This is a genomic window from Ruegeria sp. AF2 (assembly GCF_056542025.1).
Genome location: NZ_JBQFZC010000001.1, coordinates 1,396,291 through 1,421,941, shown reverse-complemented (window position 1 = coordinate 1,421,941; position 25,651 = coordinate 1,396,291). Strand labels below are relative to the sequence as shown.

Below are 25,651 nucleotides of genomic sequence, written 5' to 3'. Positions count from 1 at the left end.
ATCAGGCGCTGGCTTTGGACAGAGCCTGATCGAGATCAGCGATCAGATCGTCTGCATCCTCGATCCCGATGGATACGCGGACCACTCCAGGGCCTGCGCCTGCAGCTTCCTGCTGCTCGGGCGTCAACTGACGGTGGGTCGTCGAGGCCGAGTGGATGATCAGCGACCGTGCGTCGCCAAGGTTGGCCACGTGGCTGAAGATCTCAAGCGCGTTCACCAGCTTTACGCAGGCGTCATAGCCGCCCTTGACCGCAAAAGTGAACAGGGCACCCGCGCCGCGCGGGTAGTGCTTTTTTACCCTGTCGCTATAGGGCGAGGATGGCAGGCCAGCATATGTCACGTAATCCACACGGTCGTCTGCCTCGAGCCACGCTGCTATTTTCTGCGCGTTTTCGACATGGCGCTCCATCCGTAGCGATAGCGTTTCTATCCCCATCAGTGTGTAATGCGCCGCCTGAGGGTTCATCGTCATGCCCAGATCGCGTAGACCGATCGCGATGCCGTGGAATGTAAAGGCGAGCGGGCCGAAGGTCTCGTGGAATTTCAGTCCGTGATAGGCGGATTCGGGTTCGCTGAGCGAAGGAAACTTGTCATTTGCCGACCAGTCGAACTTGCCCGAATCCACGATGCAGCCGCCGGTCACGGTGCCGTTTCCGGTCAGGTACTTGGTGGTCGAGTGAACGACCAGAGTCGCGCCGTGTTCAATCGGGCGGCACAGGTAGGGCGTGGCCGAGGTGTTGTCGACGATCAGCGGAATGCCTGCTGCATCGGCTAAATCCGCCAGCGCACGGATATCGGTGACATAACCGCCCGGGTTGGCGATGGATTCGCAGAACACCGCGCGGGTGTTTTCGTCGATAGCGTCCTTGACGGCGTCCAGATCATCGGTGTCGACAAACTTGGCCGACCAGCCAAAGCGTTTGATCGTCTGGCTGAACTGCGTGACCGTGCCGCCGTACAGACGGGTCGAAGCCACCACGTTGCAGCCCGGTCCCATCAGCGGGAACAGCGCCATGATCTGCGCCGCGTGACCCGAGGAACAGCACACCGCGCCAACGCCGCCCTCAAGCGTCGCCACACGTTCCTGCAGCACCGCAACAGTCGGGTTGGTCAGGCGGGAATAGATGAACCCCACTTCCTGCAGATTGAACAGCGCGGCGGCGTGGTCAGCGTCGCGGAAGACATAAGCGGTGGTCTGGTAGATCGGTGTCTGGCGCGCGCCTGTGGCAGGGTCGGGGCGGGCCCCGGCGTGAATTTGCAGCGTGTCAAAACCGTAGGTGGGTCCGTCAGACATCGAGGAAATCTCCTGTTGGAATGTGTGTTGCTGAATCTCTAGGACATTGGCTCGCCCGGCACAATGTCCGCGTCACCGTAGCCAAAGCCCCTTAGACTTGATCGTTTTGCGAATGACCTGTTCGCGTGCGGGCAGGTTGTTTCGGTCGAACAATGCCCGGATCTTCGCACCCTTGCGCTGTATCACCAGCTTCTTCAGTGGATCATAGCCTTTGAGCACTTTTTTGATCTTGTTCGGGGCCACGACAGTTTCCAATACCTCGACCACATGATCACTTTCGCGGGCGTAGAGCATCGGGAACAGGCGATAGTGGCAGCTGACCGACCCATCCAGCAGGCCCTCGGGCAGGGCATCCCGTCCGCCACCGAAGGAATGGATGACCAGCGGCAAGGCGATCTGATCCAGCCACGGGTTCAGAACTTGCCCGGTCAGTTCGGGGATTTCCTCGTCGCGAATGGCGCGGGCATAGCCCATAAACCGCTCACCAAATTGGCGGGGGCATTTGTAGAAGAAATAACCGGCGTTAAAATACAGGTAGCGCCGCCAATAACCCTCGGGCTGGCTGGGATCGAGAGAGCTTTCGAAATCCAGCCCGAACCGGTCATACAGTGCGCGCCAGATACCGTCATATCCTGGGCCGTAGAGCGTGGGTTTGGGCCATGTTCCCTCGACCCGAAGTGAGGCGCCGGGCTGTTCGAAATCGAACGGGACGTCGGAAATTTCGCCGGTGATCAGAGTGTCGGAGTCGAAGAAGACAAAGGGCTCACCCTCTGGCATCGCCAGCAAAGCTTCGATCTTGTTGCCATTGGGATAGCTCGAGCCAAAAGCATGAGACTCAAAAGGCAGAATCTCGGCACCCAGATGCTGCAGGGCTTCAAGAACTTCGGCATCCTGAATGCTGGGGTTCTGAGGCCAAAGAGGGCCGGGCTGTGGCACCCCCACGAACAGCCGACCTTTGAACCCTGATGAGCTGTGGCGCAGCGAGGCGGCGAACAAAAGCGCCTCGTATTGCAGCCGGTTGTTTTGCCCGATGATGAGGATGTTAAATGTCGCCGGGCTTGCCTGCATCGTGTTGCGCTTTCTGATCGGGCCGGTATTCGGCCGCTGCCTCAACCGGAAGTACAACAAGCTGTGAAGGGCGTCAAAACCCCAAACATGACCGGTTTGCAAATCCGGCTCGTGCTCCCATCTAATGTGACAGCAACGCAGGAGGATTGCATATGCGGGTCAATGCAAATTTCACACAGCGGGTCGCCGTTCACTTTGATCAGACCGAATGGGTCGCGTCACCGGCTGCTGGCGTCGAACGCAAGATGCTGGACCGCATTGGCGAGGAAGTGGCGCGTGCCACAACCATCGTGCGCTTTGCCCCCGGCAGCGCGTTTTCGTCGCATACTCATGACGGGGGTGAGGAATATCTAGTGCTGGACGGAGTGTTCCAGGATGAAACCGGAGATTTCCCTGTCGGCAGCTATGTACGCAATCCCCCGACGTCCTCCCATACACCCTCGGCCAGCGAAGGCGCGACTATTCTGGTCAAATTGCATCAGTTCGACCCCGACGACCGCACCGAGGTTCGGCGCTCGATCAACGGGGGCGGAGATATCGATTTGTTCAAGAACGTGCATGAGGATGTCCAGGTGCAAACCTGGGGCGCGGGCGAACATATTGAATTGGACGCCGATAAGGGGTTTGAGGTCTTTGTTATCGAAGGTGGCTTTGCCGAGGCGGGCGAAGAATTTGGCACTTGGGACTGGTTGCGCTTGCCGCCTGGATCACGCTTTGCTGCTGTAGCAGCAGAGGGCGGAGCCCGTGTTTGGATCAAATCCGGCCACCTGGGTGGGATGGTCTGAGCCACCGCTGCCAACAAAATAGGCAATTTCTGACTGAATCCGGGCCATTCCGCCCGGATTTTTCATTTTTTGACCATTTGGCAAATTTTACCAATTGATAAAAAATCAGATTGTGGCAAGCTGGGGTCCATAACAAACATATCTACAGGGAGTAGAGTGATGGCACAGGGCCAGATGGCACCCGGGATCGTCTCCGGGCGGCTTTCCAGCGATGAGCTGACCTCGAATTTCACCGATCTGCATCCGCCACTGGCCCCGCACGAGGCCGCTGTGGCCGCCGATCGATGCTATTTCTGCTATGACGCGCCATGTGTGACGGCATGTCCTACGGATATCGATATTCCGTTGTTCATTCGCCAGATTCAGGCCGGGCAACCGCAGGCGGCAGGGCAGACCATTCTGGAGCAGAACATTCTGGGCGGCATGTGTGCCCGGGTTTGTCCGACCGAAACTTTGTGTGAAGAGGCTTGCGTGCGTGAGACGGCCGAAGGCAAGCCGGTCGAGATCGGACGCCTGCAGCGTTACGCAACCGATGATGTGATGGCCTCGGGTGCGCATCCGTTCGAGCGCGCCGCATCAACCGGCAAGACAATTGCCGTAGTTGGGGCAGGGCCCGCCGGTCTGGCCTGTGCGCATCGTCTGGCGATGCTGGGGCACGATGTGGTGATCCACGAAGGCAAGCCCAAGCCAGGCGGTCTGAACGAATACGGGATTGCGGCGTATAAATCTACCAATGATTTTGCACAGGCCGAGGTCGATTGGCTGCTTAAAATAGGCGGGATCGCGATCGAGACCGGTTCGATTCTGGGAGAGACGATTTCTCTGGAAGGGTTGCAGGAGAACTATGACGCTGTTTTCCTGTCAATAGGACTTGCGGGGGTGAACGCACTGCGGGCTGATGGGGTCGATAAAGACGGGGTGCGCCCGGCGGTCGACTTTATCTCGGATGTGCGACAGGCCAGCGATCTGGTTGATCTACCTGTGGGTCGCAATGTCGTTGTGATTGGCGGTGGTATGACTGCCGTAGATGCGGCAGTGAAATCGAAACTGCTAGGCGCTGAGCACGTCACCATCGCCTATCGCCGAGGTCGCGACGCGATGGGTGCCAGCCGGTACGAACAGGATTTGGCGGCGTCGCATGGTGTTCGGATTCTCTGCAATGTTCAGCCGGTGGCCATTCACGGAAATGGTGCCGCAGCAGAGATCGAATTGGAGTATACTGCTAGCCATGATGGTCGACTGACCGGAACGGGTGAAACTGTCCGTGTGCCGGCCGATCAGGTTCTTAAGGCCATCGGTCAGACGCTTGACGGTGCGCCGGAAGGGCTAACGCTGGATGGCAATAAGATTGCCGTGACCGGGGCGGGACGCACTTCAATGACCGGTGTGTGGGCTGGCGGAGACTGTGCGGCAGGAGGCGAAGACCTGACCGTGACCGCCGTAGCCGAAGGTCGCGATGCCGCGATGGATATCCACGCTGCACTGAGCGCGTGAAACTCAAAGACAAAGATGCAGAGCTGCATCAGGGAGGCCGGATAAATGGCTGATTTAACATCAAACTTTCTTGGAATATCAAGCCCGAACCCGTATTGGCTGGCCTCCGCGCCACCGACGGATAAGGAGTACAATGTTCGCCGCGCCTTCGAGGCCGGATGGGGCGGCGTAGTGTGGAAGACCTTGGGGGCCGAGGGGCCTCCGGTCGTGAATGTGAACGGCCCACGCTATGGCGCGATTTATGGCGCGGACCGCCGGTTGTTGGGACTCAACAACATCGAACTGATCACAGATCGGCCGCTTGAGGTGAACCTTGAGGAAATGGCCCGCGTAAAGGCGGATTATCCAGATCGCGCCCTGATCGCCTCGATCATGGTGCCCTGTGAGGAGGCTGCTTGGAAGGCCATTCTGCCGCGTGTGGCTGAAACCGGTGCGGACGGGATCGAGCTGAATTTTGGCTGTCCGCACGGGATGAGTGAACGGGGTATGGGGTCTGCCGTCGGGCAGGTGCCGGAATACATCGAAATGGTGACCCGTTGGTGCAAACAGTATTACGACCGCCCAGTTATCGTGAAGCTAACGCCGAACATTACGGATATCCGCAAACCTGCGGCGGCGGCGAAGAATGGGGGCGCGGATGCGGTATCGCTGATCAATACGATCAACTCGATCACCAGTGTCAATCTGGACACGTTCAGCCCCGAACCCTCGATTGACGGTAAAGGCAGCCATGGTGGCTACTGCGGACCGGCGGTGAAACCAATCGCGTTGTCGATGGTGTCCGAGATTGCGCGGGCTGAAGCCACGCATGGGCTACCGATCTCAGGCATCGGTGGCGTCACCACTTGGCGCGATGCAGCAGAGTTTATCTCGCTGGGTTGCGGCAATGTTCAGGTCTGCACTGCAGCGATGACCTATGGGTTCAAAATCATCGATGAATTGACGGCTGGCTTATCAGAATGGATGGATGAGAAAGGCTATGCCAATATCGACGAAGTGATCGGACGCGCAGTGCCCAATGTGACGGATTGGCAATATCTGAACCTCAACTACATCGCCAAAGCGAAGATCGATCAGGATCAGTGCATCAAATGCGGTCGCTGTTTTGCAGCCTGTGAAGATACCAGCCATCAGGCGATTTCGATGTCGGCGGATCGGGTGTTCGAGGTTATCGACGAGGAATGCGTGGCCTGCAATCTTTGCGTGGATGTGTGCCCTGTAGAGGGGTGTATTTCCATGGAGCCGATGGCCGCCGGAGCGGTTGATCCGCGCACAGGCAAGGTCGTTGATCCTGAATATGCCAATTGGACGACACACCCCAACAACCCCATGGCGAAAGCGGCGGAGTAGTCAGAGATTTTTCGTCGAAAAATCTTGGCGGAGAAAATTCGACGAATTTACTCAGAACAGAATGTCGATGGGTCCGTTGTGGCAGATGATGACATATTGATTGGCGGTGCGGATCAAATGGTATCCGCGCCGTTTCACTTCTGCCTGAAAAGCCGCGTGACCAACCTCGCGTTCGACCCAAGCAACTGAGCGTCGCCCCACAGCTCCCGTTCGAGCAGATCGGGACGAGAAAAGCTGGGTGATCCAAGGCTCGGGATCTGAGCGATACGTCTTCATGCTCCGAGCTTTTCTCAATAGGGTTAAGTGTCTCTTAAGGTGTAAGCAGTTTTCGATAGAGCGTTTCCACGAACGGAACTGCGCCTTCGAATGGGTCTTCTTCCCCAAGAATTGCCCGGACTTGAACATCGAAATCCGCATAATGCTGTGTCAGTGCCCAGATCGAGAAAATCAGATGATAGGGATGGACTCGTGCAATTTTGCCCTGAGCCATCCAGCTTGTCAGAATCGTGGTTTTTTCATCGACCAGTTTTTTGAGATCGCTGGACAAAGCTTCATGAATGCGCGGCGCGCCCTGAACAAGCTCATTGGCAAAGAGGCGGCTCTCGCGCGGCAGGTCGCGGCTCATCTCAAGCTTGCGTTGGATATAAGACAGTATTTCTTCCAGCGGGTCGCCATCCTCATTCAACGCGTGCAGGGGAGCGAGCCAGACTTCAAGCAGACCCGACAACAGGGCTGTATGGATCGCTTCTTTCGATGGAAAATAATAGAGCAGATTGGGCTTGCTTAGCCCCGCCTCAGCTGCAATTTGGTCGACGGTTGCGCCGCGAAAACCGTGGGCTGAGAACACATTCAGGGCCGCCTCGAGAATCGCTGCTCGGTTCTTTTGCTGAATCCGGGTTGGGGCGCGGTCTTTGGGCATGTTCACCTGTTGTCCTTTTTTCGGCCAGTTGAGCGTCAAATATGTCGAAAATTCCGGCAGGTCACTGCAATTTCTTGACTGATGTCGAACCCGTGATAGCGTGAGTTTGACCAGATGGTCAAATCAAGACACCAAAAGCGAGCTAAATCGCAAGCAACAGGGAAGAACAAGATGGCAGCTCCGGCGCAGAATCTCAGGATCGATGGCGACAGGTTATGGGACAGCCTGATGGAGATGGCCAAGATCGGGCCCGGTGTGGCAGGTGGAAATAATCGCCAGACCTTGACCGACGAGGATGCCGAGGGGCGCGCTTTGTTTCAGAAATGGTGTGAGGATGCAGGTTGCACCATGGGGCTGGATCAGATGGGCAACATGTTCGCCAGACGAGAAGGGACGGATCCGGAGGCATTGCCAGTCTATGTTGGGTCGCATCTGGATACGCAGCCGACTGGCGGCAAATACGATGGCGTACTGGGCGTGCTCGGTGGGTTGGAAATCATCCGGACCTTGAATGATCTGGGCATCAAAACCAAGCATCCCATTGTTGCGACCAACTGGACCAACGAAGAGGGCACGCGCTATGCGCCTGCAATGCTATCCTCGGGTGTGTTTGCGGGAATGCATACGCAGGATTGGGCCTATGACCGCGAGGATGCCGAAGGTAAGAAATTTGGGGACGAGCTGAACCGTATCGGCTGGCGCGGTGATGAAGAGGTTGGTGCCCGCAAGATGCATGCGTTCTTCGAACTGCACATCGAACAGGGCCCCATTCTGGAAGCGGAAGGCAAGGATATCGGTGTTGTGACCCATGGCCAGGGCTTGAGTTGGACGCAAGTCACGGTAACTGGCAAGGATGCGCATACCGGGTCGACCCCAATGCCGATGCGTAAGAATGCCGGGCTGGCGATGGCGCGTATTCTTGAGAAGGTGGATGAAATCGCTTGGTCTCATGCGCCTCATGCCGTTGGTGCGGCGGGGCATATCGATGTCTATCCGAATTCGCGCAATGTGATCCCGGGGAAGGTGGTGTTCACGGTCGATTTCAGATCGCCCGAGTTGGATGTGATCACCGATATGGAGAACCGCCTTCGGGTGGCAGCCGAAGATATCGTCGAAGAGATGGGTCTGCAGATCGAATTCGAGAAGGTGGGCGGCTTTGATCCGGTAAAGTTTGATGAGAGTTGCGTGGCGGCGGTGCGCGATGCGGCTGAGCGTTTGGGGTATTCGCATACGGATATCATCTCGGGCGCCGGGCATGATGCTTGCTGGATCAATCGGGTGGCGCCAACAGCGATGGTGATGTGCCCATGCGTTGATGGGTTGAGCCATAATGAAGCTGAGGAGATCAGCAAGGATTGGGCTGCAGCCGGGGCGGATGTTCTGTTGCATGCGGTCGTCGAGACGGCTGAGATCGTGGAATAGGGGGCTCTGCCCCCGTCGCCCGATGGGCGACTCCCCCGAGGTATTTTTAGCCAGATGAAGCAAGCGGCGCAGACCGCATCAGGGAGTTTAACATGAGCACTGTGATCAAGAACGGAACCGTTGTGACCGCTGATCTGACCTATAAGGCAGATGTGAAGGTCGAAGGTGGTGTGATTACTGAGATTGGGCCGGACCTGCGAGGTGATAAGGAACTGGATGCGAGTGGTTGTTATGTCATGCCCGGAGGGATCGATCCGCACACGCATTTGGAAATGCCGTTCATGGGGACGTATTCCAGCGATGATTTTGAAAGCGGGACCCGGGCGGCGCTGGCGGGCGGGACCACGATGGTGGTGGATTTCGCGTTGCCTAATCCGGGTGAAAGCCTGTTGGACGCCCTGAAGCGGTGGGACAACAAGTCGACGCGGGCGAACTGTGACTATTCGTTCCACATGGCGGTGACCTGGTGGGGTGAGCAGGTGTTTGATGACATCAAAACCGTCATCGAGACGCGCGGCATCAACACGTTCAAGCACTTCATGGCCTATAAAGGCGCGCTGATGGTGAACGACGATGAGCTTTTTGCCTCGTTCAAGCGTTTGGCCGAGTTGGGTGGCACCGCGATGGTCCATGCCGAGAATGGCGATGTGGTTGCTGAACTGAGCGCGAAACTGCTCGCCGAAGGCAATACTGGGCCGGAGGCACATGCTTATTCCCGCCCACCGCAGGTGGAAGGCGAGGCAACCAATCGGGCGATCATGATTGCAGATATGGCGGGTGTGCCGCTCTATGTGGTGCATACTTCCTGTGAGGAGGCGCATGAAGCCATTCGGCGCGCCAAGATGCAGGGCAAGCGGGTTTGGGGTGAACCTTTGATCCAACACCTGACATTGGATGAAAGCGAATACTTCCATCACGATTGGGAACATGCGGCACGGCGCGTCATGAGCCCTCCGTTCCGGAACAAGCAGCATCAGGACAGCTTGTGGAACGGTTTGCAATCGGGAACGCTGAGCGTCGTGGCAACGGACCATTGCGCCTTTACGACCGAGCAGAAACGCTATGGCGTGGGTGATTTCACCAAAATCCCGAACGGGACCGGAGGGTTGGAGGATCGGATGCCGATGCTTTGGACCTATGGTGTGAATACAGGTCGGCTGACGCCGAACGAGTTCGTGGCAGTAACTTCAACTAATATCGCCAAGATATTGAATTGCTATCCGAAAAAAGGTGCAGTTCTTGTGGGCGCGGATGCGGATCTGGTGGTTTGGGACCCGGACAAGGCCAAGGTGATCTCGGCTGACACGCAGCAGTCGTCGATCGACTACAACGTGTTTGAGGGTAAGGAAGTGCGCGGACTGCCTCGATTCACGCTGACCCGTGGCGCTGTGGCTGTGCATGATGGCGAGATCCAGACGCAGGAGGGGCACGGTAAGTTCGTGGCACGTGAGGCCAATACCCATGTGAACAAGGCGCTGAGCACCTGGAAAGAGTTGACAGCGCCCCGGCCTGTTGAGCGGACAGGTATACCGGCAACGGGAGTATAAACCCCTTGGGTCGCCTTTCTGGCGACTCGGGTCTGAGCTTCTTCAAGGCAATGGAATGAATACAGAAAATACTACTCAGCCCGTTATTGAGGCAAGGCAGCTGGATCTTACATTTCAGACGAATGATGGGCCTATTCATGCGCTGAAAGATGTGAACTTGTCGATTGGCAAGGGGGAGTTCGTTAGTTTTATCGGCCCCTCGGGCTGCGGCAAGACGACGTTCCTGCGCTGTATCGCAGCGCTGGAAACACCGACCGGCGGGACCCTGACCGTGAATGGCATGACGCCTGACGAAGCACGGCGAAAGCGCGCTTATGGGTATGTGTTTCAGGCGGCCGGGCTCTACCCGTGGCGGACCATTGCAAAGAACATCAAGCTGCCGCTTGAGATCATGGGCTATTCCTCCGCCGAGCAGGAGGAACGCGTTAGAAAGGTTCTGGAACTTGTTGATCTTGATGGATTTGGCGGTAAGTTCCCCTGGCAGCTCTCGGGCGGGATGCAACAGCGGGCCAGTATTGCGCGGGCCTTGGCATTTGATGCGGATATTCTGCTGATGGACGAACCGTTCGGTGCGCTGGATGAGATTGTGCGCGACCATCTGAACGAACAGCTTCTGGCATTATGGGCGCGCACCGAGAAGACCATCGGTTTCGTAACACATTCGATCCCCGAAGCGGTGTATCTCAGCACCAAGATCGTGGTAATGAGCCCTCGGCCTGGCCGGATCACGGATGTGATCGATAGCCCTCTGCCGAAAGAGCGGCCTCTGGATATCCGTGACACGCCCGAGTTTATCGAAGTCGCCCACCGCGTGCGAGAAGGATTGCGAGCGGGTCATGGGGATGATGTGTGATGGCGGATAAAGGCATCAGACGGGCATCCCGCGAAGATGTGGGGGATTGCGCGCGCATCATCGCGACCTGGGCCGCGCAGACCGATTGGATACCCGAGGAATTGCCAGAAGAAAAGCTGGCGGATCTGATCCTTGAGGCGTTTCCGAACAGGGACATCTGGATCGCAGGTGATCCGATTGATTGCTATATGTCTGTCGATCCGGTCGAACATAAGGTTGGTGCGCTGTATTGTTTGCGCACTGGGCAGGGCATCGGCAAGCAATTGCTGGATAAGGCGAAGGAGGGGCGCGACCATCTTTGGCTGACCACACATGTGCCAAATGTCGACGCGCAACGGTTTTATCGGCGCGAGGGCTTTGTTGAGACGGGAAGAGAGCCTCCGGTGCCACCTGACACGGTGCCTGTCATTCGGATGGAGTGGCACGCATGAAGCAGATCATTGCAGTCCTCACCGTGATCGCCGCCATTGTCGTTGTCTGGTACGCGGCCTGTATTCCTATGAATATCAAAGGGGTTCTGACTGAACAGGAGCGCGTGGGTGCTGAAGTCCAGCCACCTTCAGCCAAGGATCGCCGGGACATGGGTGAGATCGGTCTGGCCTTGAACAACGCGTTTGCAATCCCAGCCACATGGGAGCAGGACCGCCCCCGTCTGCCTGCACCCCATCAAGTTGGGATTGAGTTGTGGGAAACCACGATTGAGAAAAAAATCACCTCGAAACGCTCTCTGATTTATCATGGCTGGGTCACGCTGAGCGCCACGATGCTGGGTTTTGCTATCGGAACCGGGTTGGGCATCCTACTGGCGGTCGGGATCGTGCACAGTCGGGTGATGGATCTGTCGGTGATGCCCTGGGCGATCGTTAGCCAGACCATTCCTATCATTGCGCTGGCTCCGATGATCATCGTTGTTCTGTATTCTGTTGGGGTTCAGGGGATCATTCCGAAGGCGATCATTTCGGCGTATCTGAGTTTCTTCCCCGTCGTCGTAGGCATGGTAAAAGGGCTGCGCAGCCCGGATGCTATGCAGTTGGATTTGCTGCGAACCTACAATGCCAGCCGTTCGCAAGGGTTTTGGAAACTGCGGCTGCCGGCCTCGATGCCCTATCTGTTTACATCGCTGAAAATTGGCGTCGCTGCTTCGCTGGTCGGGGCCATTGTTGGAGAACTGCCGACCGGGGCTGTTGCCGGGTTGGGTGCACGGCTGCTGGCCGGTAGCTACTATGGCCAGACGGTACAGATCTGGTCGGCGCTGTTTGCTGCGGCCATTCTCGCCGCCTGTCTCGTCGGGTTGCTGGGGCTGATCGAGCGGACCGTCCTGAAACGAATGGGGATGGCACAATGATACCTATTCTTGGTGCAATCGCTGTCTGGTTATTGGGCTGGTGGTTGAACAGCCGTCTGGCCAGCGGACCCTATTCTGACACACGGATGGTGCGGTTTCTTGCGCCCCTGATCTTCGGTCTGACCGTGATTGGCATCTGGGAACTGGTGGTGCGTGGACTAGAAGTGCCCTTGGTCATCCTGCCCGCACCATCAGTCATCTGGGACCGTTTCTGGGACAGTTTGCCGACACTTTGGGCTGACTTTGTTCAAACGATCATCAAGGGAGCACTCAGCGGCTACATCATCGGCTGCGGTTCGGCCTTTCTCATGGCAATTGCCGTGGATAGATGGGATTTCCTGCGCCTCGGGCTTCTTCCCGTCGGCAACTTTGTTGCAGCGCTGCCTATCGTGGGCACCGCACCCATTTTAGTGATGTGGTTCGGGTTCGACTGGCATTCCAAGGCGGCGGTCGTCGTAGTGATGGTGTTCTTCCCGATGCTGGTGAACACGGTGGCAGGGCTGCGCGAAGCCACAACGATGCAGCGCGATCTGATGGAGACCTATGCCGCCACCTATTGGCAGAGCTTCCTGAAACTTCGCCTCCCCGCCGCGATGCCGTTTATTTTCAACGGGCTCAAGATTTCTACCACTCTGGCGCTGATCGGCGCTATCGTGGCTGAGTTCTTTGGCTCCCCCACATTGGGCATGGGCTTTCGGATATCGACCAGCGTCGGGCAATTGTCGCTGGATATGGTGTGGGCCGAGATTGTAGTGGCCGCGCTGGCGGGGACGGCCTTCTATGGCGTAGTGGCGATGATCGAAAAGGCGGTGACCTTCTGGCATCCGTCGCAGCGAGGATAAAGGAATAACTCAACAGACCCCATAAACGGGGCAAACATAAGCAACTAGGAGATATGAAGATGAAGAAGCTACTCAGTGGGGCGGTTGCGGCCTTTAGCCTGGCAGCCAGTGCGACACTTGCTGCGGATGAGGTGACACTACAATTGAAGTGGGTCACGCAAGCGCAGTTTGCGGGCTATTATGTGGCAAAAGACAAAGGGTTCTACGAAGAAGAGGGGCTGGACGTCACCATTCTGCCCGGTGGTCCTGATATTGCGCCCACACAGGTGATCGCAGGTGGTGGAGCAGACGTTACGGTGGAATGGATGCCGGCTGCACTTGCCGCGCGCGAAAAGGGTCTGCCTCTGGTGAACATCGCGCAGCCTTTCAAGAGCTCGGGCATGATGCTGACCTGCTGGAAAGATGCGGGGATTGCCTCGCCTGAAGATCTCAAAAATCGCACGCTGGGAGTCTGGTTCTTCGGCAACGAATTCCCGTTCATGAGCTGGATGAGTCAGCTGGGAATCGGTACCGATGGCAAAAGCGACAGCGGTGTCGAAGTGCTGAAACAAGGCTTTAACGTCGACCCGCTGCTGCAGCGTCAGGCCGATTGCATCAGCACCATGACCTACAATGAGTATTGGCAGGTCATTGATGCCGGTGTCACGCCCGAAGAACTGGTAACCTTCAAATACGAAGATCAGGGCGTCGCCACGCTTGAGGATGGTCTATATGTGCTTGAAGAAAATTTGAGCGATGCGGCCTTCACCGACAAGATGGAACGGTTTGTCCGTGCCTCGATGAAGGGTTGGAAATACGCCGAAGAGAACCCGGATGAAGCCGCTGAGATCGTTCTCGAAAACGATGCGACCGGTGCCCAGACCGAGGAGCATCAAAAGCGCATGATGGGCGAGATTGCCAAGCTGACCGCAGGGTCGAACGGGGCGCTGGATCCAGCCGATTTCGACCGCACGGTTGATACCCTGCTGGCGGGCGGATCTGATCCGGTTATCACCAAAAAGCCTGAAGGGGCATGGACACATCAGATCACCGACGCTGCGCTGAACTGAGCCAGCTACAGCAAAAGACGTGCCAATCAAACGCGGCCCTGACGGGGCCGCGTTCTTAGTTTTGAATGTCGAATTTGTGCCTGTACTTGCTGGACAGAACCTTTAGTATTTCCCTGTAATTTATAGCATTTTGTCACAGCATACGGCATGAATGGTAGGATATGCAGGAATTTGCATCAGAAATCACCCAAGCGCTCTCGCTGATCCTCGAAGGGGATGCAGAGCTGTGGGCAATTGTGTTGTTATCGCTGCGTGTTTCGATCTTTGCTGTTCTGATTTCGGCGGTCATCGGGATGCCTATTGGGGCAGCTTTGGCCGTCGCGCGGTTTCCGGGACGGCGGGCGCTGATTATCCTTGTGAACGCTCTGATGGGGTTCCCGCCAATCGTCGTCGGTTTGCTGGTCTACCTGATGTTGTCCCGATCCGGTCCTTTGGGGGTGCTGGAACTTCTCTACACACCCACCGCAATGATCATAGCGCAGGTGGTGCTGGTGACGCCGATCATGGCCGCACTTACCCGGCAGGTGGTCGAGATGCTGGCCGAAGAGTATTCTGAACAGCTCCGCTCGCTCGGCGTATCGCGGTTGGCTTCGATCCCGGTGCTGTTGTGGGACGCGCGTCTGGCTCTGGTCACCGCATTACTGGCCGGGTTTGGCCGGGCAATCGCCGAGGTAGGCGCAGTGATCATCGTCGGCGGCAATATCAATCACGTGACGCGTGTGATGACGACCACGATTGCGCTTGAGACTTCGAAGGGGAATTTGGCGCTGGCGCTGGCCTTGGGTGTGATCCTGATCGGTTTGGCCGTGGCGGTAAACGCGATGGTCAGCGCGTTGACCCTGCGGGCCGAGCGGGAAGGGCTGCGCCATGCGTGATGTCGTGACCGAGGCGCCGGGTATGTTAGAGGTCCAAGGGTTGCACATTGCACGCGAAGGCAAGGTGCTGCTCGATGTCCCGCATTTGTGCCTGGATGGCCCGGGTCCGACCATGATCTTGGGTCCAAACGGCGCTGGCAAAAGTCTGTTGCTGCGTTGTCTGCATGGTCTGATTCAACCCGACAGCGGGCGTGTCTGTCAGGACGGTGTTGTGTTGAATGCAGCCCACAAAGCGCGGCAGGCGATGGTGTTTCAAAGCCCCGTGCTGCTGCGCCGCTCGGTCGCGGCCAATCTGGACTTTGTGCTAAAGCGGAAATCGATGCCCCGTGCCTTGCGCAGGCATCGTATCGAAGCTTTGCTGGCCGAAGGTGGACTGGATGGCAAGGCACGTCAATCCGCGCGTTCGCTGTCTGGTGGCGAGGCGCAAAGGTTGGCGATCCTGCGCGCGTTGGCCTTGGACCCCAGGACCTTGTTTCTGGACGAACCCACCAGCGCATTGGATCCAAGCGCCATGCAGATGATCGAGCGGATGGTCCTGCGTGCCTCGGCCCGGGGTGTGCGCATCGTGATGGTGACGCATGACATCGGGCAGGCGCGGCGCCTGGCATCTGACATCGTGATGATGCAGGCAGGGCATGTGGTTGAACATGGGGGGGCACAGCAGGTGCTGGAAACCCCAAAAAGCAACGAGTCGCGCCGGTATCTTGCTGGCGGTCTGGTAACCTGATTAACAGAGATGGAGACTTCGAATGATCCCTGATTTCGTTCGGGCATCAATTGTCGCGCTTGGGCTGACCGCAGGCGCAGGTTTGGCCGAAGAACCCTTTATCGTTGTGCAATCAACGACCTCGACGCAGAATTCGGGTCTGCTGGACTATATCCTGCCGGGGTTCGAGGCCGAAACCGGTATCGACGTACGGGTTGTGGCCGTCGGGACCGGTCAGGCGATCCGGAACGCAATCAACGGCGATGGCGATGTTCTTCTGGTTCATTCCAAGCCCGCCGAAGAGCAGTTTGTGGCAGACGGTTGGGGCGTCGAACGGTTCGATGTCATGTACAATGATTTTGTATTGGTTGGCCCAAAATCTGATCCGGCCGGAATTGCCGGGGGCAACGACATTACAACCGCTTTGACAGCTGTGGCCGAAACGAAGGTACCCTTTGCCTCGCGCGGGGATGACAGCGGGACCCACAAAGCCGAAATGCGCAATTGGGAGGCGACAGGCGTTGACCCGACGGCGGCGTCGGGGACTTGGTATCGCGAGACCGGATCGGGGATGGGGGCAACGCTGAACGTGGCCAGCGGCATGGACGCGTATGCTCTGACCGACCGGGCAACCTGGTTATCCTTCAGAAACCGGGGCAATCTGGAGGTCTTGGTCGAGGGCGATCCGCGCCTGTTTAACCAATATGGTGTAATCCTTGTGAACCCTGAAAAGCACACAGGCGTCCGCGCCGCTGCCGGGCAGAGGTTCATCGACTGGCTGACCGGTCCTGATGGACAGGCGGCGATTGCGTCTTACACGCTGGATGGTGAGCAGTTGTTTTTTCCAAACGCACAGTAAGTTCGCCTCGGGTTGGCGCAACAAGGAATGGACGACGGATCAGCCACTGGCGCCGTTGTGGTGGATCCGACCCAGATTTGCGAGATCATAGCCGCCTAGTTCATCAGCGCGTTCGATAAAACGCTCGGATTTCAAAAACTGGGTCAGCGTCTGCATGGGGGCCTCGAAGACGGCGCGGCGCCAGATTGCAAGGTCCAGACGCTCGGAATGGGTGGGCATGAAACTCAGCCCATACGGGCGCGCCAGTGCACCGAGGCCAAAACCAACCTCTGCCTTGCCGTCACGCAGGGCGGTGGCCAGCTCTTCTTCTGTGCGGGCGCAAACAGGCAGGGTGTTCAGATCATCACGACCCAGACCGTGGGCGCCGAGCAGTGCATCGAACAGACGCTGGCTGGCGGCGCTGTCTTGACGCAGAATGATCCGTCTGCCTTTCAGATCCTGAAACCCCGAGATGTCCGAGGTGCCGGGTGCCAGCAACAGGCCGCGCTGCCGGTTGGCAATCTGGTAGAGGATCACAGGTGCTTCGCCAATCGTGTCGCGCAGGGTCTGAGTGTTGAAGCCTTCTGGTTCGTGGATATGCAAGGCCGCCGCCTGTGCGCTGCGCTCCGCAAGACGATTCAGCCCGTCGAAAGACCCATCATAGTAAGTCGCAAGCCCAGAGCCGCTTTCCCGCAAAGCCCAGTCCAGCAGGGGATCGTGGCTACCTGCCACGATCGGCGGCAGGGGTGGTTCGACGACATCGGGGCCAGAGCGTGAGGCGTTGAGCCACGCTATGATCTCGGCTTTTGGGAACAACAGCTTGCCCATGGCGCGTACACACGGGATTTCGCCCGAGGATGCCAGATCATAGGCCTTCCGCTCACCAATGCGCAGCAGATCCGCCAATTCGCGGGTGGTCAGGTATTGCGGCATTCAGTCGAGGCGTACAGCCGAACCGGACGTCTTGTCGGCGGCGCTGAAACCGAATTGATCCAGCGTGTAAGGAGCGGCGACAGTGATCACGACCATCGCGGCGACGGCGGTCAGAAAGGCTTTCATGTTCTCCTCCGGCTCAATCCTGCGGTGCGGTGGCGCTGCGCAGAAACGCGACCAGATCTAACCGGTCCTGTGCTTGCGTGATCCGCTGCATTGGCATCTTTGACCCCGGAATGTAATGGTCCGGGCCTTCGTCGAAAAGAGCATTTATTGTCTCTTCATTCCAAATAATATCAGAGTCTTGCAGCGTATCCGAGTACAAATAACCGGGCAATGTGCCCGCTTTCCGCCCAAAGATGTCGTGCAAGGTAGGGCCTGCACGTCGACCCCCATCCGGCGTCAGGCTGTGACAGATCGAACATTTGCGCGCAAATTGCCGTTCTCCGTTGCCCATCTCGCTTGGGTCTTTCAGAAAGCTGGGTTCGGCAGCGGCCATCTGTTCGCGATCGCCCAATGCTGAAACGGGCCAGCTGTACATTGCCTCATCAATGCCGCCTGCGTGAAGGTTTTGAGCATCGGCAGAAAAAGCGAGCGCCCAAACCGGACCGCGCAGGGTGGCGCGGAAATCTTGTGCAATGCGCCATTCAGCCGTGTCGATGACCATTATAAAGCCCTCACCATCACCGACAGCCAACAGCTTGCGATCGGGGCTCAATGCCATGGCGAGGATCGGGCGCCGATCCAACGTAAAGTCATGTTCTTCTTCGGTGGTGAGGCTTAGGATGCGTGTCACTCCATCGACGGTACCGTAGGCGATCCAGTTGTCTTGTGCGTTCAGGACCAATTCATTGATGCCAAAACCATGCTCGATCAGGCGATTTGTTTCCTGACCGCTGGCGACATCCCAGATACGCAACGCTCCGTCGACACCTGCCGAATAAAGCTGCTTTCCGTCCGGCGTAAAAACAACTGCATTCACCCCGCTGCCGATTGGCCCAAGCAGGGTCGGCTCGGACCCGTCCACCGGCCACAGGCCGATGGTACCATCCCAGCTGGCCGTCGCGATATGAGTTTTCGACGCTGCAATGCCGATAATCTTGCCTTTGTGCTGCCCGACTACATCCCCGCCGGGCCAGCGGCGGAGGGTGAAGTCATCCCCGGCAGAATAGATTGCAGTGCCATTGAAAACGACCGAGTTCACTGCCGCTTCGTGCCCCTCCAGCCATTCCGGTGTCTGTCCGGTCCAGAGACCGACCGAATTGTCGAAACTGGCCGTTGCGATGCGCCCATCCGGTGCCGAAGCGATCCCCATGATCGGCCCGCCATGGCCTTTGAGCGTGAAAAACTCGGACCAGGCGGGCAGGGGGGTCAAAACAAGCGCAAGAGCGAGCCAGCGCATCTATTCTGCAGGTGAGGCCGCTGCCTTGCCGGCCTCTTTTTCTTGCACCTCTTCCAGCCACAGCGAGTGGTGCTCGCGTGCCCATTGTTCTTCGACTTCACCGGTGCCCATGGCGTCAAACGCACCCTCCATGCCCACCGAGCCAAGGTAGATATGGGCGATGATGATGGCGATGAACACGTAGGCGACCATGACATGCCAAACTTGGGCATATTGCATCTCTTCCTGCGGTGACATCTGCACTGGCAGGTTCAGACCCAACGCCTGCGGAATACCTGTCGAATTGGCGATTGAGAAGGTTTTGGCGAACATCGGCAGCTCGAACGGGAATAGCAGCGACAGGCCTGACAGGCTGATAGAGACACCCAGTAGAATGCAAGCCCAGAAGATTATCTTTTGACCCGCATTGAATTTCTTGGCTGGTGGGTGGCTGTCTTTGGTGAACAAGCCCCCTCCGGCGGCCAACCATTTCAGGTCGGTCTTGTTGGGGATGTTATGGGCAATCCAATTTATGGTGATGATTATCAGTCCCAGCATGAAGGCCCATGCGAGGTTGTTGTGAAGCCACTTGCACCCTTGCGCGATAGTGGCGAACCCTTCTTTGCCAAAGACCGGGATCAAGAAATCGCGGCCATAAAGGGTCAGCAGGCCTGTGATGCCGAGCACAAGGAACGACCCGGCAAAGAGCCAGTGACCGAAACGTTCGAAACTGTTGAAACGAAGGACCGTGCGGCCGGTTTTTTCTCCGTCGATGCGGATTTTTCCTCGGATCAGAAAGAAAAGCACAATGATCGCAAGCATTCCGCCCAGAATGTAGGTTCCATATTCACGCAACGGGCCAGTTCGGAAGTTCAACCACCACATGCCGCCGTCTTGTATCAGCACGCTGTCCGCAGGTCCCTGGGATGAAACGGTGACGTCCGCAGATCCGTAACGCAGCGCGCGGTAGACGTCACTGTCAGAGGCAACACCATGGGTGCCGAACTGTCCCAGCAGGCCTTCAACATTGCCCTGACCGGTGTTTTCAGACCTGTAGCTGTTGTCGACCTTCTCGCCACGCTGGCGGGCCAGAATGTCCTCAAGCGTGGTCGCGCCGCCGGTTGTAGACCGGTCGGTCGAATCCGCAGGGGCGGCCCCCTCACTGGTTTGAGCGCCCGCAACTTGGGTCAGCGTTAGCGAAAGCAGGAAAGCGATGAATAAGCGCAACATCGGAACCTCAATAAAAATCCAATGCAGGACGACCCACATCTGCGGGTCATCCGTTTTGCTTTAGTAGACGGGGTCAGCCGTCTTTCTGATCGTAGGCCGTGCCCCAACCCCAAGCGCCCGAACCAAATCCGCGCGCGACGACACGCTCACGGTAAATAGCCGAGACCACGTCGCCATCGCCGGCGAGCAGGGCCTTGGTAGAACACATCTCGGCGCAGATGGGCAATTTGCCCTCTGCGATCCGGTTGCGTCCGTATTTGGCGAACTCTGCGGTCGAGTGCGTTTCCTCGGGGCCGCCAGCACAGAAGGTACATTTGTCCATCTTGCCTCGCGATCCGAAGTTGCCCGCCTGCGGGTATTGCGGCGCGCCGAAGGGGCACGCATAGAAGCAATAGCCGCAGCCAATGCACAGGTCCTTGGAGTGCAGGACGACCCCTTCTTCGTTCTGATAGAAGCAGTCGACCGGGCACACCGCCATACAGGGCGCATCCGAACAATGCATACAGGCCACCGAGATCGAGCGTTCACCCGGATTGCCGTCATTGATCGTCACCACCCTGCGGCGGTTGATGCCCCACGGCACCTCGTGCTCGTTCTTACACGCGGTTACGCAGGCATTACACTCGATGCAGCGTTCAGCGTCGCAGAGAAACTTTGCTCTAGCCATTATCGTCCTCCTTACGCTGACCAGATTTTGCAGAGAGTCGCTTTGGTCTCTTGCATCTGGGTCACTGAATCATAGCCATAGGTCTGGGCGGTGTTGGTACTTTCACCCAGCACATAGGGGTCTGCACCGGCAGGATACTTGTGCCGCTGGTCTTCGCCCTGGAAATGGCCGCCAAAGTGGAAGGGCATGAAGGCGACACCGGCGCCGACTCTGTTAGTCAGCATCGCCATCACCTTGACCTTGCCGCCCTCAGGACCTTCGACCCAGACCTGTGATCCGTCCCGAATACCAAGGTTGTTGGCATCGCGCGGATTGATCTCGACGAACATGTCCTGCTGGAGCTCAGCCAGCCACGGGTTCGACCGCGTCTCATCGCCGCCACCCTCATACTCGACCAGACGACCAGACGTGAGGATTATCGGGTAATCCTTTGAAAAGTCGTTCTTTTGGATCGACGCATAAAGGGTAGGTAGACGATAGGCCTGACGGTCATCGTAGGTTGGATAGTCCTCCACCAGATCGCGCCGGTTTGTATAGAGCGGCTCGCGGTGCAGTGGGATCGGATCCGGGAAGGTCCATACGACTGCGCGTGCCTTTGCGTTCCCGAAGGGCGCACAGCCATGGGCAATCGCGACCCGCTGGATACCGCCGCTAAGGTCGGTTTTCCAGTTGGTCTCTGGTCCCGCAACGGCGTCGATGGCCGCACGTTCCTCAGCCGTCAGATCACCGTCCCAGCCAAGGTCCATCAGCATCTGCATCGTGAATTCCGGATAACCATCCTGAATTTCCGACCCAACGCTATAGACCCCTTCGGCCAGCAGGTTGTCACCATCCCGTTCCACGCCGAAACGGGCGCGGAAGGTCAGGCCGCCTTCGGCCACCGGTTTGGACATATCATACAGGTTTGGTGTCCCTGTATGACCCATCTCAGCCGTTCCCCAGCAGGGCCAGGGCAGACCGTAATACTCGCCGTCGTTGGGGCCACCAATGGCTTGCAGCGTGGTTCTGTCGAACGTGTGCTGGTTGGCCATATGGCTTTTCAGACGTTCCGGCGACTGACCGGTATAGCCAATTGTCCAAAGGCCGCTGTTGAACTCACGCGTGATGCTTTCAACATTCGGGGTTTCGGGATCTTCCATCTCGATATTGCGGAAGAACCGATCCGCCCAGCCGAACTTGTTGGCGAACTTGGCCATGATGACCTCGTCCGGCAGGCTTTCGAACAGAGGTTCGACCACGCGGTCCCGCCACTGCAGCGATCGGTTCGAGGCCGTGACCGAGCCACGGGTTTCGAACTGCGTACAGGCGGGCAGCAGATAGACGCCATCGGTGCGGTCATGCAGCACGGCCGAGACGGTGGGATACGGGTCGATCACGACCAGCATGTCCAGCTTCTCCATCGCCGTCTTCATTTCCGTCATCCGGGTCTGCGAGTTGGGCGCGTGGCCCCACAGAACCATGGCGCGGACGTTGTTGTCCTGATCCATGTTAGCTGGGTCTTCGAGAACACCGTCGATCCAGCGGGAAACCGGGATGCCGCGCTCATTCTGCAGCGGTTTATCCTTGCCTTCCTTATCCTTGATCGTGGCGAACTGGCCTGCAAGCCACTCGGGCTCTTCACCCCAGACACGGGCCCAGTGACCCCATGCGCCTTTTGACAAGCCATAGTAGCCGGGCAGGGTATGGGACAGAACACCAAGGTCTGTCGCGCCTTGCACGTTGTCATGGCCGCGGAAGATGTTGGTGCCACCACCTGAGGTGCCCATGTTGCCAAGCGCAAGCTGAAGCACGCAGTAGGCGCGAGTGTTGTTGTTGCCGTTGGTGTGCTGCGTACCACCCATGCACCATACAACGGTACCGGGGCGGTTGTTCACCATGGTCCGTGCGACGCGGCGCAGCTGCGAGCCGGGCGTACCGGTGACGCGCTCAACCTCATCCGGGTTCCACTTGGCAACCTCTTCCCGGATTTGGTCCATCCCCCAGACACGGGTGCGGATGAACTCTTTGTCCTCCCAGCCGTTGTCGAAGATATGCCACAGGATACCCCAGATCAGAGCGACGTCGGTACCGGGGCGGAAGCGGACATATTCATCCGCATGGGCCGCGGTGCGCGTAAAGCGCGGGTCACAGACGATTAAAGGCGCATTGTTCTGCTCTTTCGCACGCAGGATATGCAGCAGCGAGACGGGGTGCGCCTCGGCCGGGTTACCACCGATGATGAAGATGGCCCGGCTGTTGTGCATGTCGTTGTACGAATTGGTCATGGCGCCGTAGCCCCATGTATTCGCAACACCCGCGACAGTGGTCGAGTGGCAGATACGGGCCTGATGGTCCACGTTGTTCGTGCCCCAATAGGCGGCGAACTTGCGGAACAGATAGGCCTGTTCGTTATTGTGCTTCGCAGACCCCAGCCAGTACACGCTGTCCGGCCCGGATTCTTCGCGGATGCTCATCATGCCATCGCCGATCTCGTTGATCGCCTCTTCCCAGCTGATGCGCTTCCACTCGCCACCTTCCTTTTTCATCGGATATTTCAGGCGGCGCTCGCCATGGGCGTGCTCGCGGACCGAGGCCCCTTTGGCGCAGTGTGCACCCAGGTTGAATGGGCTATCCCAGCCGGGTTCTTGCCCGATCCAGACTCCGTTCTGTACCTCGGCAACGACCGTGCAGCCAACCGAGCAGTGAGTGCATACGGATTTGATATTCTCAACGGCGGTGTTTGCCGCTGTCTGGGCACTGGCGGGCGTCACGGTTCCACCCGTGGCGCTGATCGCGGCAAGGCCGCCGATCGTCAGGCCCGAGCCACGCAAGAATGCGCGGCGATCGACGGTTTTCTCGCCGACCTGGGACAGGATACTTGTCCGCTGGGGGCGTCTCGCAACCCCGTTGGTCTTTTTCCTAAGCATTTCTTTCCTCCCTTGCTGGCCATGTAACCCATGGCTGGCTTGGTACTTCGCGAAACCGACTTCAGGGCCAATCGCAACCGTCAGTCGGGTATGACTACGTCCGGGTCAGAACCGGGCGCTGTCGAGGTATGCGCGCGTGTGCGCGGTGTCCTGCATCCGGGTTTCGTCCGTCGGCAGTTCGGCTGCTTCGGCTTTCCCAGACAGGCTGGCGGCGGCTACAGCAGCGGGCGCTGCGGTACCGGCCAGTTTCAGGAAGTCGCGGCGGGTTGCGCCTTCTTCCTTGGTCTTGCTCATGGGCTCCTCCTGTCCCAATTGCGGTTTGGTGCCTAAAGGCACCGGCGAATGGCGGGCTAGGCCGCCGTCATTCGAAAGGCTTCACGTTCGATCTCCATGAACACCCGACCAGCCGTGCCGACCGAGGCGTAGAGAACCGAGTTCTCGGCACCTTCCAAATCCGAATAGAAATGCGCGGCCCAGGGCCCGATATGTTTGCTCCAGAACGCCTTTTGATCTTCCAGCGTGGCGGGCGCGCCGAACCGACCGACGATCATGCCCGCCATCATTTCCATTAGCGAGGCGATGTTGTCTTCGGGTTCATAAACATTCTTCGCCCGGGTGATGCCCCGCGCGGCCATGTCATTGCGCAGCTGCGCCAGGGGTTTTTCGTTCAGAAATCCCGTCAGGTAGAAAGAGGCATAAGGCAGCAGTTCGCCTCGGCCCAATCCGATGAACAGTGCGTTGAATTCGCGCTCTGCGGCGGCAGGCTTGGTCACCTTGGCCACCCGTGCCATTGCCTGAATGGCCTGACCTAGAACCGAGTCATCACCGCTTAGCCCGGCCATCTGATCCAAAAGCAACTGATCGGGTGGACCGGCCAATAGCAGGCCAAGAAAATTATAGAAATCCGCACGCAGACGATCCTCAGTCGAGATATCCAATGTTTGCGCGTTGTCTGCGGTCATAGAGTTATCCTTCGAATTCGAATTTCATACGGCGTGGAGCAGGGGGGAGTTCGATTTCCTCTGGCTCTTCCATTTCAACCATCTGTGGGGCTTCCGGTTCTGGTTCGACGGCGTTGATCGGTTCTTCACCTGACTCGATCGCCTCGGGCATGTCAGCTTCTGTTTCTGCTTCGGACACTTCTGCCTCGGCAGCGAGCGCTTCGACATGCGCCAACATACCCTTGCCAACCTGATACGCGGTCTGGATGTTCTCAATCACGCAGGCCGCATCGGTATAATCCTCGCCGTAATCGACCAGCCCGTCGACATTGGCCAGAACAGGATTCAACCGCCATAGGCGCCGCAAGGCGCGGCGGCGCAAACGGTTAGGTACAGCTTTGGCCATGAAGCCCGAGACATCATCGCCGGCTTCCAGCGTGTCGGGATCGGGCAGATCAAACTCGGCCAGAATTTCGGCGTCGCTTTTTTCCTCCAACTCAGCTTGCCGCGTTGTGATAATCTGTTCCTCTGCGGCCAAAGCTTCTGCTTCGGTCTCGGCCTGAACGGCGGCCTTGCGGCGGGACCAGAAATCGCGGGCCTGGGTCATTGCAGCACCCGACGCGGAGCCCGGTAGACATCTGAATCCTGCCGGATTCGTGCATCGCCCTTGCCGTCTTCCACCAGATCGGTGCGTTTCTTGTCCCGTTTACGTTTTATGAACACCTCGTCCTGATGATGCTGCAGGGTGAAATCGCGGAGCCATGCAATCAACCCTTCGGTCATCGGAATCTTCTCAACGATCTCTTCGCCGGTATCCGCATAATCCTGACCCTCGAACGGTGAGGCGGTGATCAATACGGCATTCAGGGGTGTTTCGCCTTTCAGCTCATCCCGCAAAACCAGGTACAGCGAAGGTTGACCGTCCGACAGGTTGACCATGTAGGCTTCGGTTTCATCGGCCCAGAGGGTGAGGGGCAGGGTGGCTGCATGGTATTCGATGGCCTCACCTTCACGTCGCAACTCTTGCCAGTCGGCAGGCTTTGCACCTGGCAAAACAGCGACCGCGCGCCAGTTCCAACGCGCCCAGCGTGTCACCCCGGGTGTTCTGCGCACGACGACGCCAATTGTCATTTCAGTCCGGCTTGCGGCCTTGGCCACTGGCTCCTCCCCGGAAGGCTCTCCCCTGCCTTCCATTGATGTACTATG

General features: G+C 57.9%; 27 protein-coding genes. 13 read left to right on the top strand and 14 right to left on the bottom strand.

Going from position 1 to position 25,651, the window contains the following annotated elements:
* Position 1: 1 nt before the first annotated feature.
* Positions 2 to 1,294: an O-acetylhomoserine aminocarboxypropyltransferase/cysteine synthase family protein gene (locus tag ACR0NM_RS07005; protein ID WP_170595912.1), complete on the bottom strand. Its 1,293-nt coding sequence runs from the start codon at positions 1,292 to 1,294 to the stop codon at positions 2 to 4.
* 72 nt (positions 1,295 to 1,366) lie between these two features.
* Positions 1,367 to 2,362 (bottom strand): hypothetical protein, encoded by a 996-nt coding sequence (locus tag ACR0NM_RS07000; RefSeq protein ID WP_480613762.1) that lies wholly within the window; start codon positions 2,360 to 2,362, stop codon positions 1,367 to 1,369.
* 152 nt (positions 2,363 to 2,514) lie between these two features.
* Here ACR0NM_RS07000 and ACR0NM_RS06995 point away from each other — a divergent pair, with 152 nt between their 5' ends.
* The 3 genes from ACR0NM_RS06995 to preA all read left to right on the top strand — a co-directional run bounded on the left by ACR0NM_RS06995 (position 2,515) and on the right by preA (position 5,991).
* A complete protein-coding gene (locus ACR0NM_RS06995; protein ID WP_480613760.1) occupies positions 2,515 to 3,147 on the top strand; it encodes a cupin domain-containing protein in 633 nt (210 codons plus the stop codon).
* A gap of 159 nt (positions 3,148 to 3,306) precedes the next feature.
* The gene (locus ACR0NM_RS06990) at positions 3,307 to 4,641 is read left to right on the top strand and encodes an NAD(P)-dependent oxidoreductase (protein ID WP_480613758.1); all 1,335 of its coding nucleotides are present in this window, start codon (positions 3,307 to 3,309) and stop codon (positions 4,639 to 4,641) included.
* A gap of 45 nt (positions 4,642 to 4,686) precedes the next feature.
* The gene (preA, locus tag ACR0NM_RS06985) at positions 4,687 to 5,991 is read left to right on the top strand and encodes an NAD-dependent dihydropyrimidine dehydrogenase subunit PreA (protein ID WP_170393380.1); all 1,305 of its coding nucleotides are present in this window, start codon (positions 4,687 to 4,689) and stop codon (positions 5,989 to 5,991) included.
* Between the two features lie 51 nt (positions 5,992 to 6,042).
* Here preA and ACR0NM_RS06980 read toward each other — a convergent pair whose 3' ends face one another.
* Entirely contained in the window at positions 6,043 to 6,267 is a 225-nt protein-coding gene (locus ACR0NM_RS06980) for an N-(5'-phosphoribosyl)anthranilate isomerase (RefSeq protein WP_480613756.1), read from the bottom strand.
* A gap of 34 nt (positions 6,268 to 6,301) precedes the next feature.
* On the bottom strand, positions 6,302 to 6,910 hold the full coding sequence (locus ACR0NM_RS06975) for a TetR family transcriptional regulator C-terminal domain-containing protein (protein WP_170393378.1): 609 nt from the start codon (positions 6,908 to 6,910) through the stop codon (positions 6,302 to 6,304).
* 171 nt (positions 6,911 to 7,081) lie between these two features.
* On the opposite strand from ACR0NM_RS06975, the gene ACR0NM_RS06970 reads away from it, so the two are divergent.
* From ACR0NM_RS06970 to ACR0NM_RS06925, 10 genes are all read left to right on the top strand, one after another.
* On the top strand, positions 7,082 to 8,332 hold the full coding sequence (locus ACR0NM_RS06970) for a Zn-dependent hydrolase (protein WP_480613754.1): 1,251 nt from the start codon (positions 7,082 to 7,084) through the stop codon (positions 8,330 to 8,332).
* 92 nt (positions 8,333 to 8,424) lie between these two features.
* Positions 8,425 to 9,879 (top strand): dihydropyrimidinase, encoded by a 1,455-nt coding sequence (gene hydA, locus ACR0NM_RS06965; RefSeq protein ID WP_170689802.1) that lies wholly within the window; start codon positions 8,425 to 8,427, stop codon positions 9,877 to 9,879.
* A 55-nt stretch (positions 9,880 to 9,934) separates the two neighbouring features.
* Entirely contained in the window at positions 9,935 to 10,732 is a 798-nt protein-coding gene (locus ACR0NM_RS06960) for an ABC transporter ATP-binding protein (protein WP_170421163.1), read from the top strand.
* Positions 10,732 to 11,163: a GNAT family N-acetyltransferase gene (locus tag ACR0NM_RS06955; protein WP_170393374.1), complete on the top strand. Its 432-nt coding sequence runs from the start codon at positions 10,732 to 10,734 to the stop codon at positions 11,161 to 11,163. The genes ACR0NM_RS06960 and ACR0NM_RS06955 overlap by 1 nt, the downstream gene beginning before the upstream one ends.
* Positions 11,160 to 12,077, top strand: a complete 918-nt coding sequence (locus ACR0NM_RS06950) for an ABC transporter permease (RefSeq protein WP_480561692.1) — start codon at positions 11,160 to 11,162, stop codon at positions 12,075 to 12,077. Before ACR0NM_RS06955 ends, ACR0NM_RS06950 begins: the two co-directional genes overlap by 4 nt.
* Complete coding sequence (locus ACR0NM_RS06945; RefSeq protein ID WP_170421165.1) at positions 12,074 to 12,919, top strand: ABC transporter permease; 846 nt, start codon at positions 12,074 to 12,076, stop codon at positions 12,917 to 12,919. Before ACR0NM_RS06950 ends, ACR0NM_RS06945 begins: the two co-directional genes overlap by 4 nt.
* Positions 12,920 to 12,978: 59 nt before the next feature.
* Positions 12,979 to 13,968, top strand: a complete 990-nt coding sequence (locus tag ACR0NM_RS06940; protein WP_170393369.1) for an ABC transporter substrate-binding protein — start codon at positions 12,979 to 12,981, stop codon at positions 13,966 to 13,968.
* 161 nt (positions 13,969 to 14,129) lie between these two features.
* Complete coding sequence (locus tag ACR0NM_RS06935) at positions 14,130 to 14,843, top strand: ABC transporter permease (protein ID WP_480613751.1); 714 nt, start codon at positions 14,130 to 14,132, stop codon at positions 14,841 to 14,843.
* Positions 14,836 to 15,570 (top strand): ATP-binding cassette domain-containing protein, encoded by a 735-nt coding sequence (locus ACR0NM_RS06930; RefSeq protein ID WP_170626031.1) that lies wholly within the window; start codon positions 14,836 to 14,838, stop codon positions 15,568 to 15,570. Before ACR0NM_RS06935 ends, ACR0NM_RS06930 begins: the two co-directional genes overlap by 8 nt.
* Before the next feature lie 22 nt (positions 15,571 to 15,592).
* On the top strand, positions 15,593 to 16,408 hold the full coding sequence (locus tag ACR0NM_RS06925; protein ID WP_480613749.1) for an ABC transporter substrate-binding protein: 816 nt from the start codon (positions 15,593 to 15,595) through the stop codon (positions 16,406 to 16,408).
* Positions 16,409 to 16,447: 39 nt separating this feature from the next.
* On the opposite strand, the gene ACR0NM_RS06920 is transcribed toward ACR0NM_RS06925, so the two are convergent.
* The 10 genes from ACR0NM_RS06920 to ACR0NM_RS06875 form a co-directional block, all read right to left on the bottom strand.
* Positions 16,448 to 17,320 carry a substrate-binding domain-containing protein gene (locus ACR0NM_RS06920; protein ID WP_480613747.1) on the bottom strand — a complete coding sequence of 291 codons (873 nt, stop codon included), beginning with the start codon at positions 17,318 to 17,320 and terminating at the stop codon, positions 16,448 to 16,450.
* Positions 17,321 to 17,446 (bottom strand): hypothetical protein, encoded by a 126-nt coding sequence (locus tag ACR0NM_RS06915; protein ID WP_255612119.1) that lies wholly within the window; start codon positions 17,444 to 17,446, stop codon positions 17,321 to 17,323.
* A 13-nt stretch (positions 17,447 to 17,459) separates the two neighbouring features.
* Positions 17,460 to 18,722, bottom strand: coding sequence for a c-type cytochrome (locus ACR0NM_RS06910; protein WP_480613745.1), 1,263 nt, complete (start codon positions 18,720 to 18,722; stop codon positions 17,460 to 17,462).
* Positions 18,723 to 19,931, bottom strand: coding sequence for a formate dehydrogenase subunit gamma (locus ACR0NM_RS06905; RefSeq protein ID WP_170421178.1), 1,209 nt, complete (start codon positions 19,929 to 19,931; stop codon positions 18,723 to 18,725).
* A gap of 73 nt (positions 19,932 to 20,004) precedes the next feature.
* On the bottom strand, positions 20,005 to 20,598 hold the full coding sequence (gene fdh3B / locus ACR0NM_RS06900; protein WP_037307340.1) for a formate dehydrogenase FDH3 subunit beta: 594 nt from the start codon (positions 20,596 to 20,598) through the stop codon (positions 20,005 to 20,007).
* An 11-nt stretch (positions 20,599 to 20,609) separates the two neighbouring features.
* Positions 20,610 to 23,504 carry a formate dehydrogenase subunit alpha gene (locus ACR0NM_RS06895; protein WP_170393362.1) on the bottom strand — a complete coding sequence of 965 codons (2,895 nt, stop codon included), beginning with the start codon at positions 23,502 to 23,504 and terminating at the stop codon, positions 20,610 to 20,612.
* A 105-nt stretch (positions 23,505 to 23,609) separates the two neighbouring features.
* Positions 23,610 to 23,798 (bottom strand): ubiquinol-cytochrome c reductase iron-sulfur subunit N-terminal domain-containing protein, encoded by a 189-nt coding sequence (locus ACR0NM_RS06890; protein ID WP_170393361.1) that lies wholly within the window; start codon positions 23,796 to 23,798, stop codon positions 23,610 to 23,612.
* A 56-nt stretch (positions 23,799 to 23,854) separates the two neighbouring features.
* Complete coding sequence (locus tag ACR0NM_RS06885; protein ID WP_170405167.1) at positions 23,855 to 24,466, bottom strand: molecular chaperone TorD family protein; 612 nt, start codon at positions 24,464 to 24,466, stop codon at positions 23,855 to 23,857.
* Between the two features lie 4 nt (positions 24,467 to 24,470).
* Complete coding sequence (locus tag ACR0NM_RS06880; protein WP_170393359.1) at positions 24,471 to 25,052, bottom strand: DUF3306 domain-containing protein; 582 nt, start codon at positions 25,050 to 25,052, stop codon at positions 24,471 to 24,473.
* Complete coding sequence (locus tag ACR0NM_RS06875; RefSeq protein WP_170393358.1) at positions 25,049 to 25,603, bottom strand: DUF3305 domain-containing protein; 555 nt, start codon at positions 25,601 to 25,603, stop codon at positions 25,049 to 25,051. Before ACR0NM_RS06875 ends, ACR0NM_RS06880 begins: the two co-directional genes overlap by 4 nt.
* Between the last annotated feature and the right edge of the window lie 48 nt (positions 25,604 to 25,651).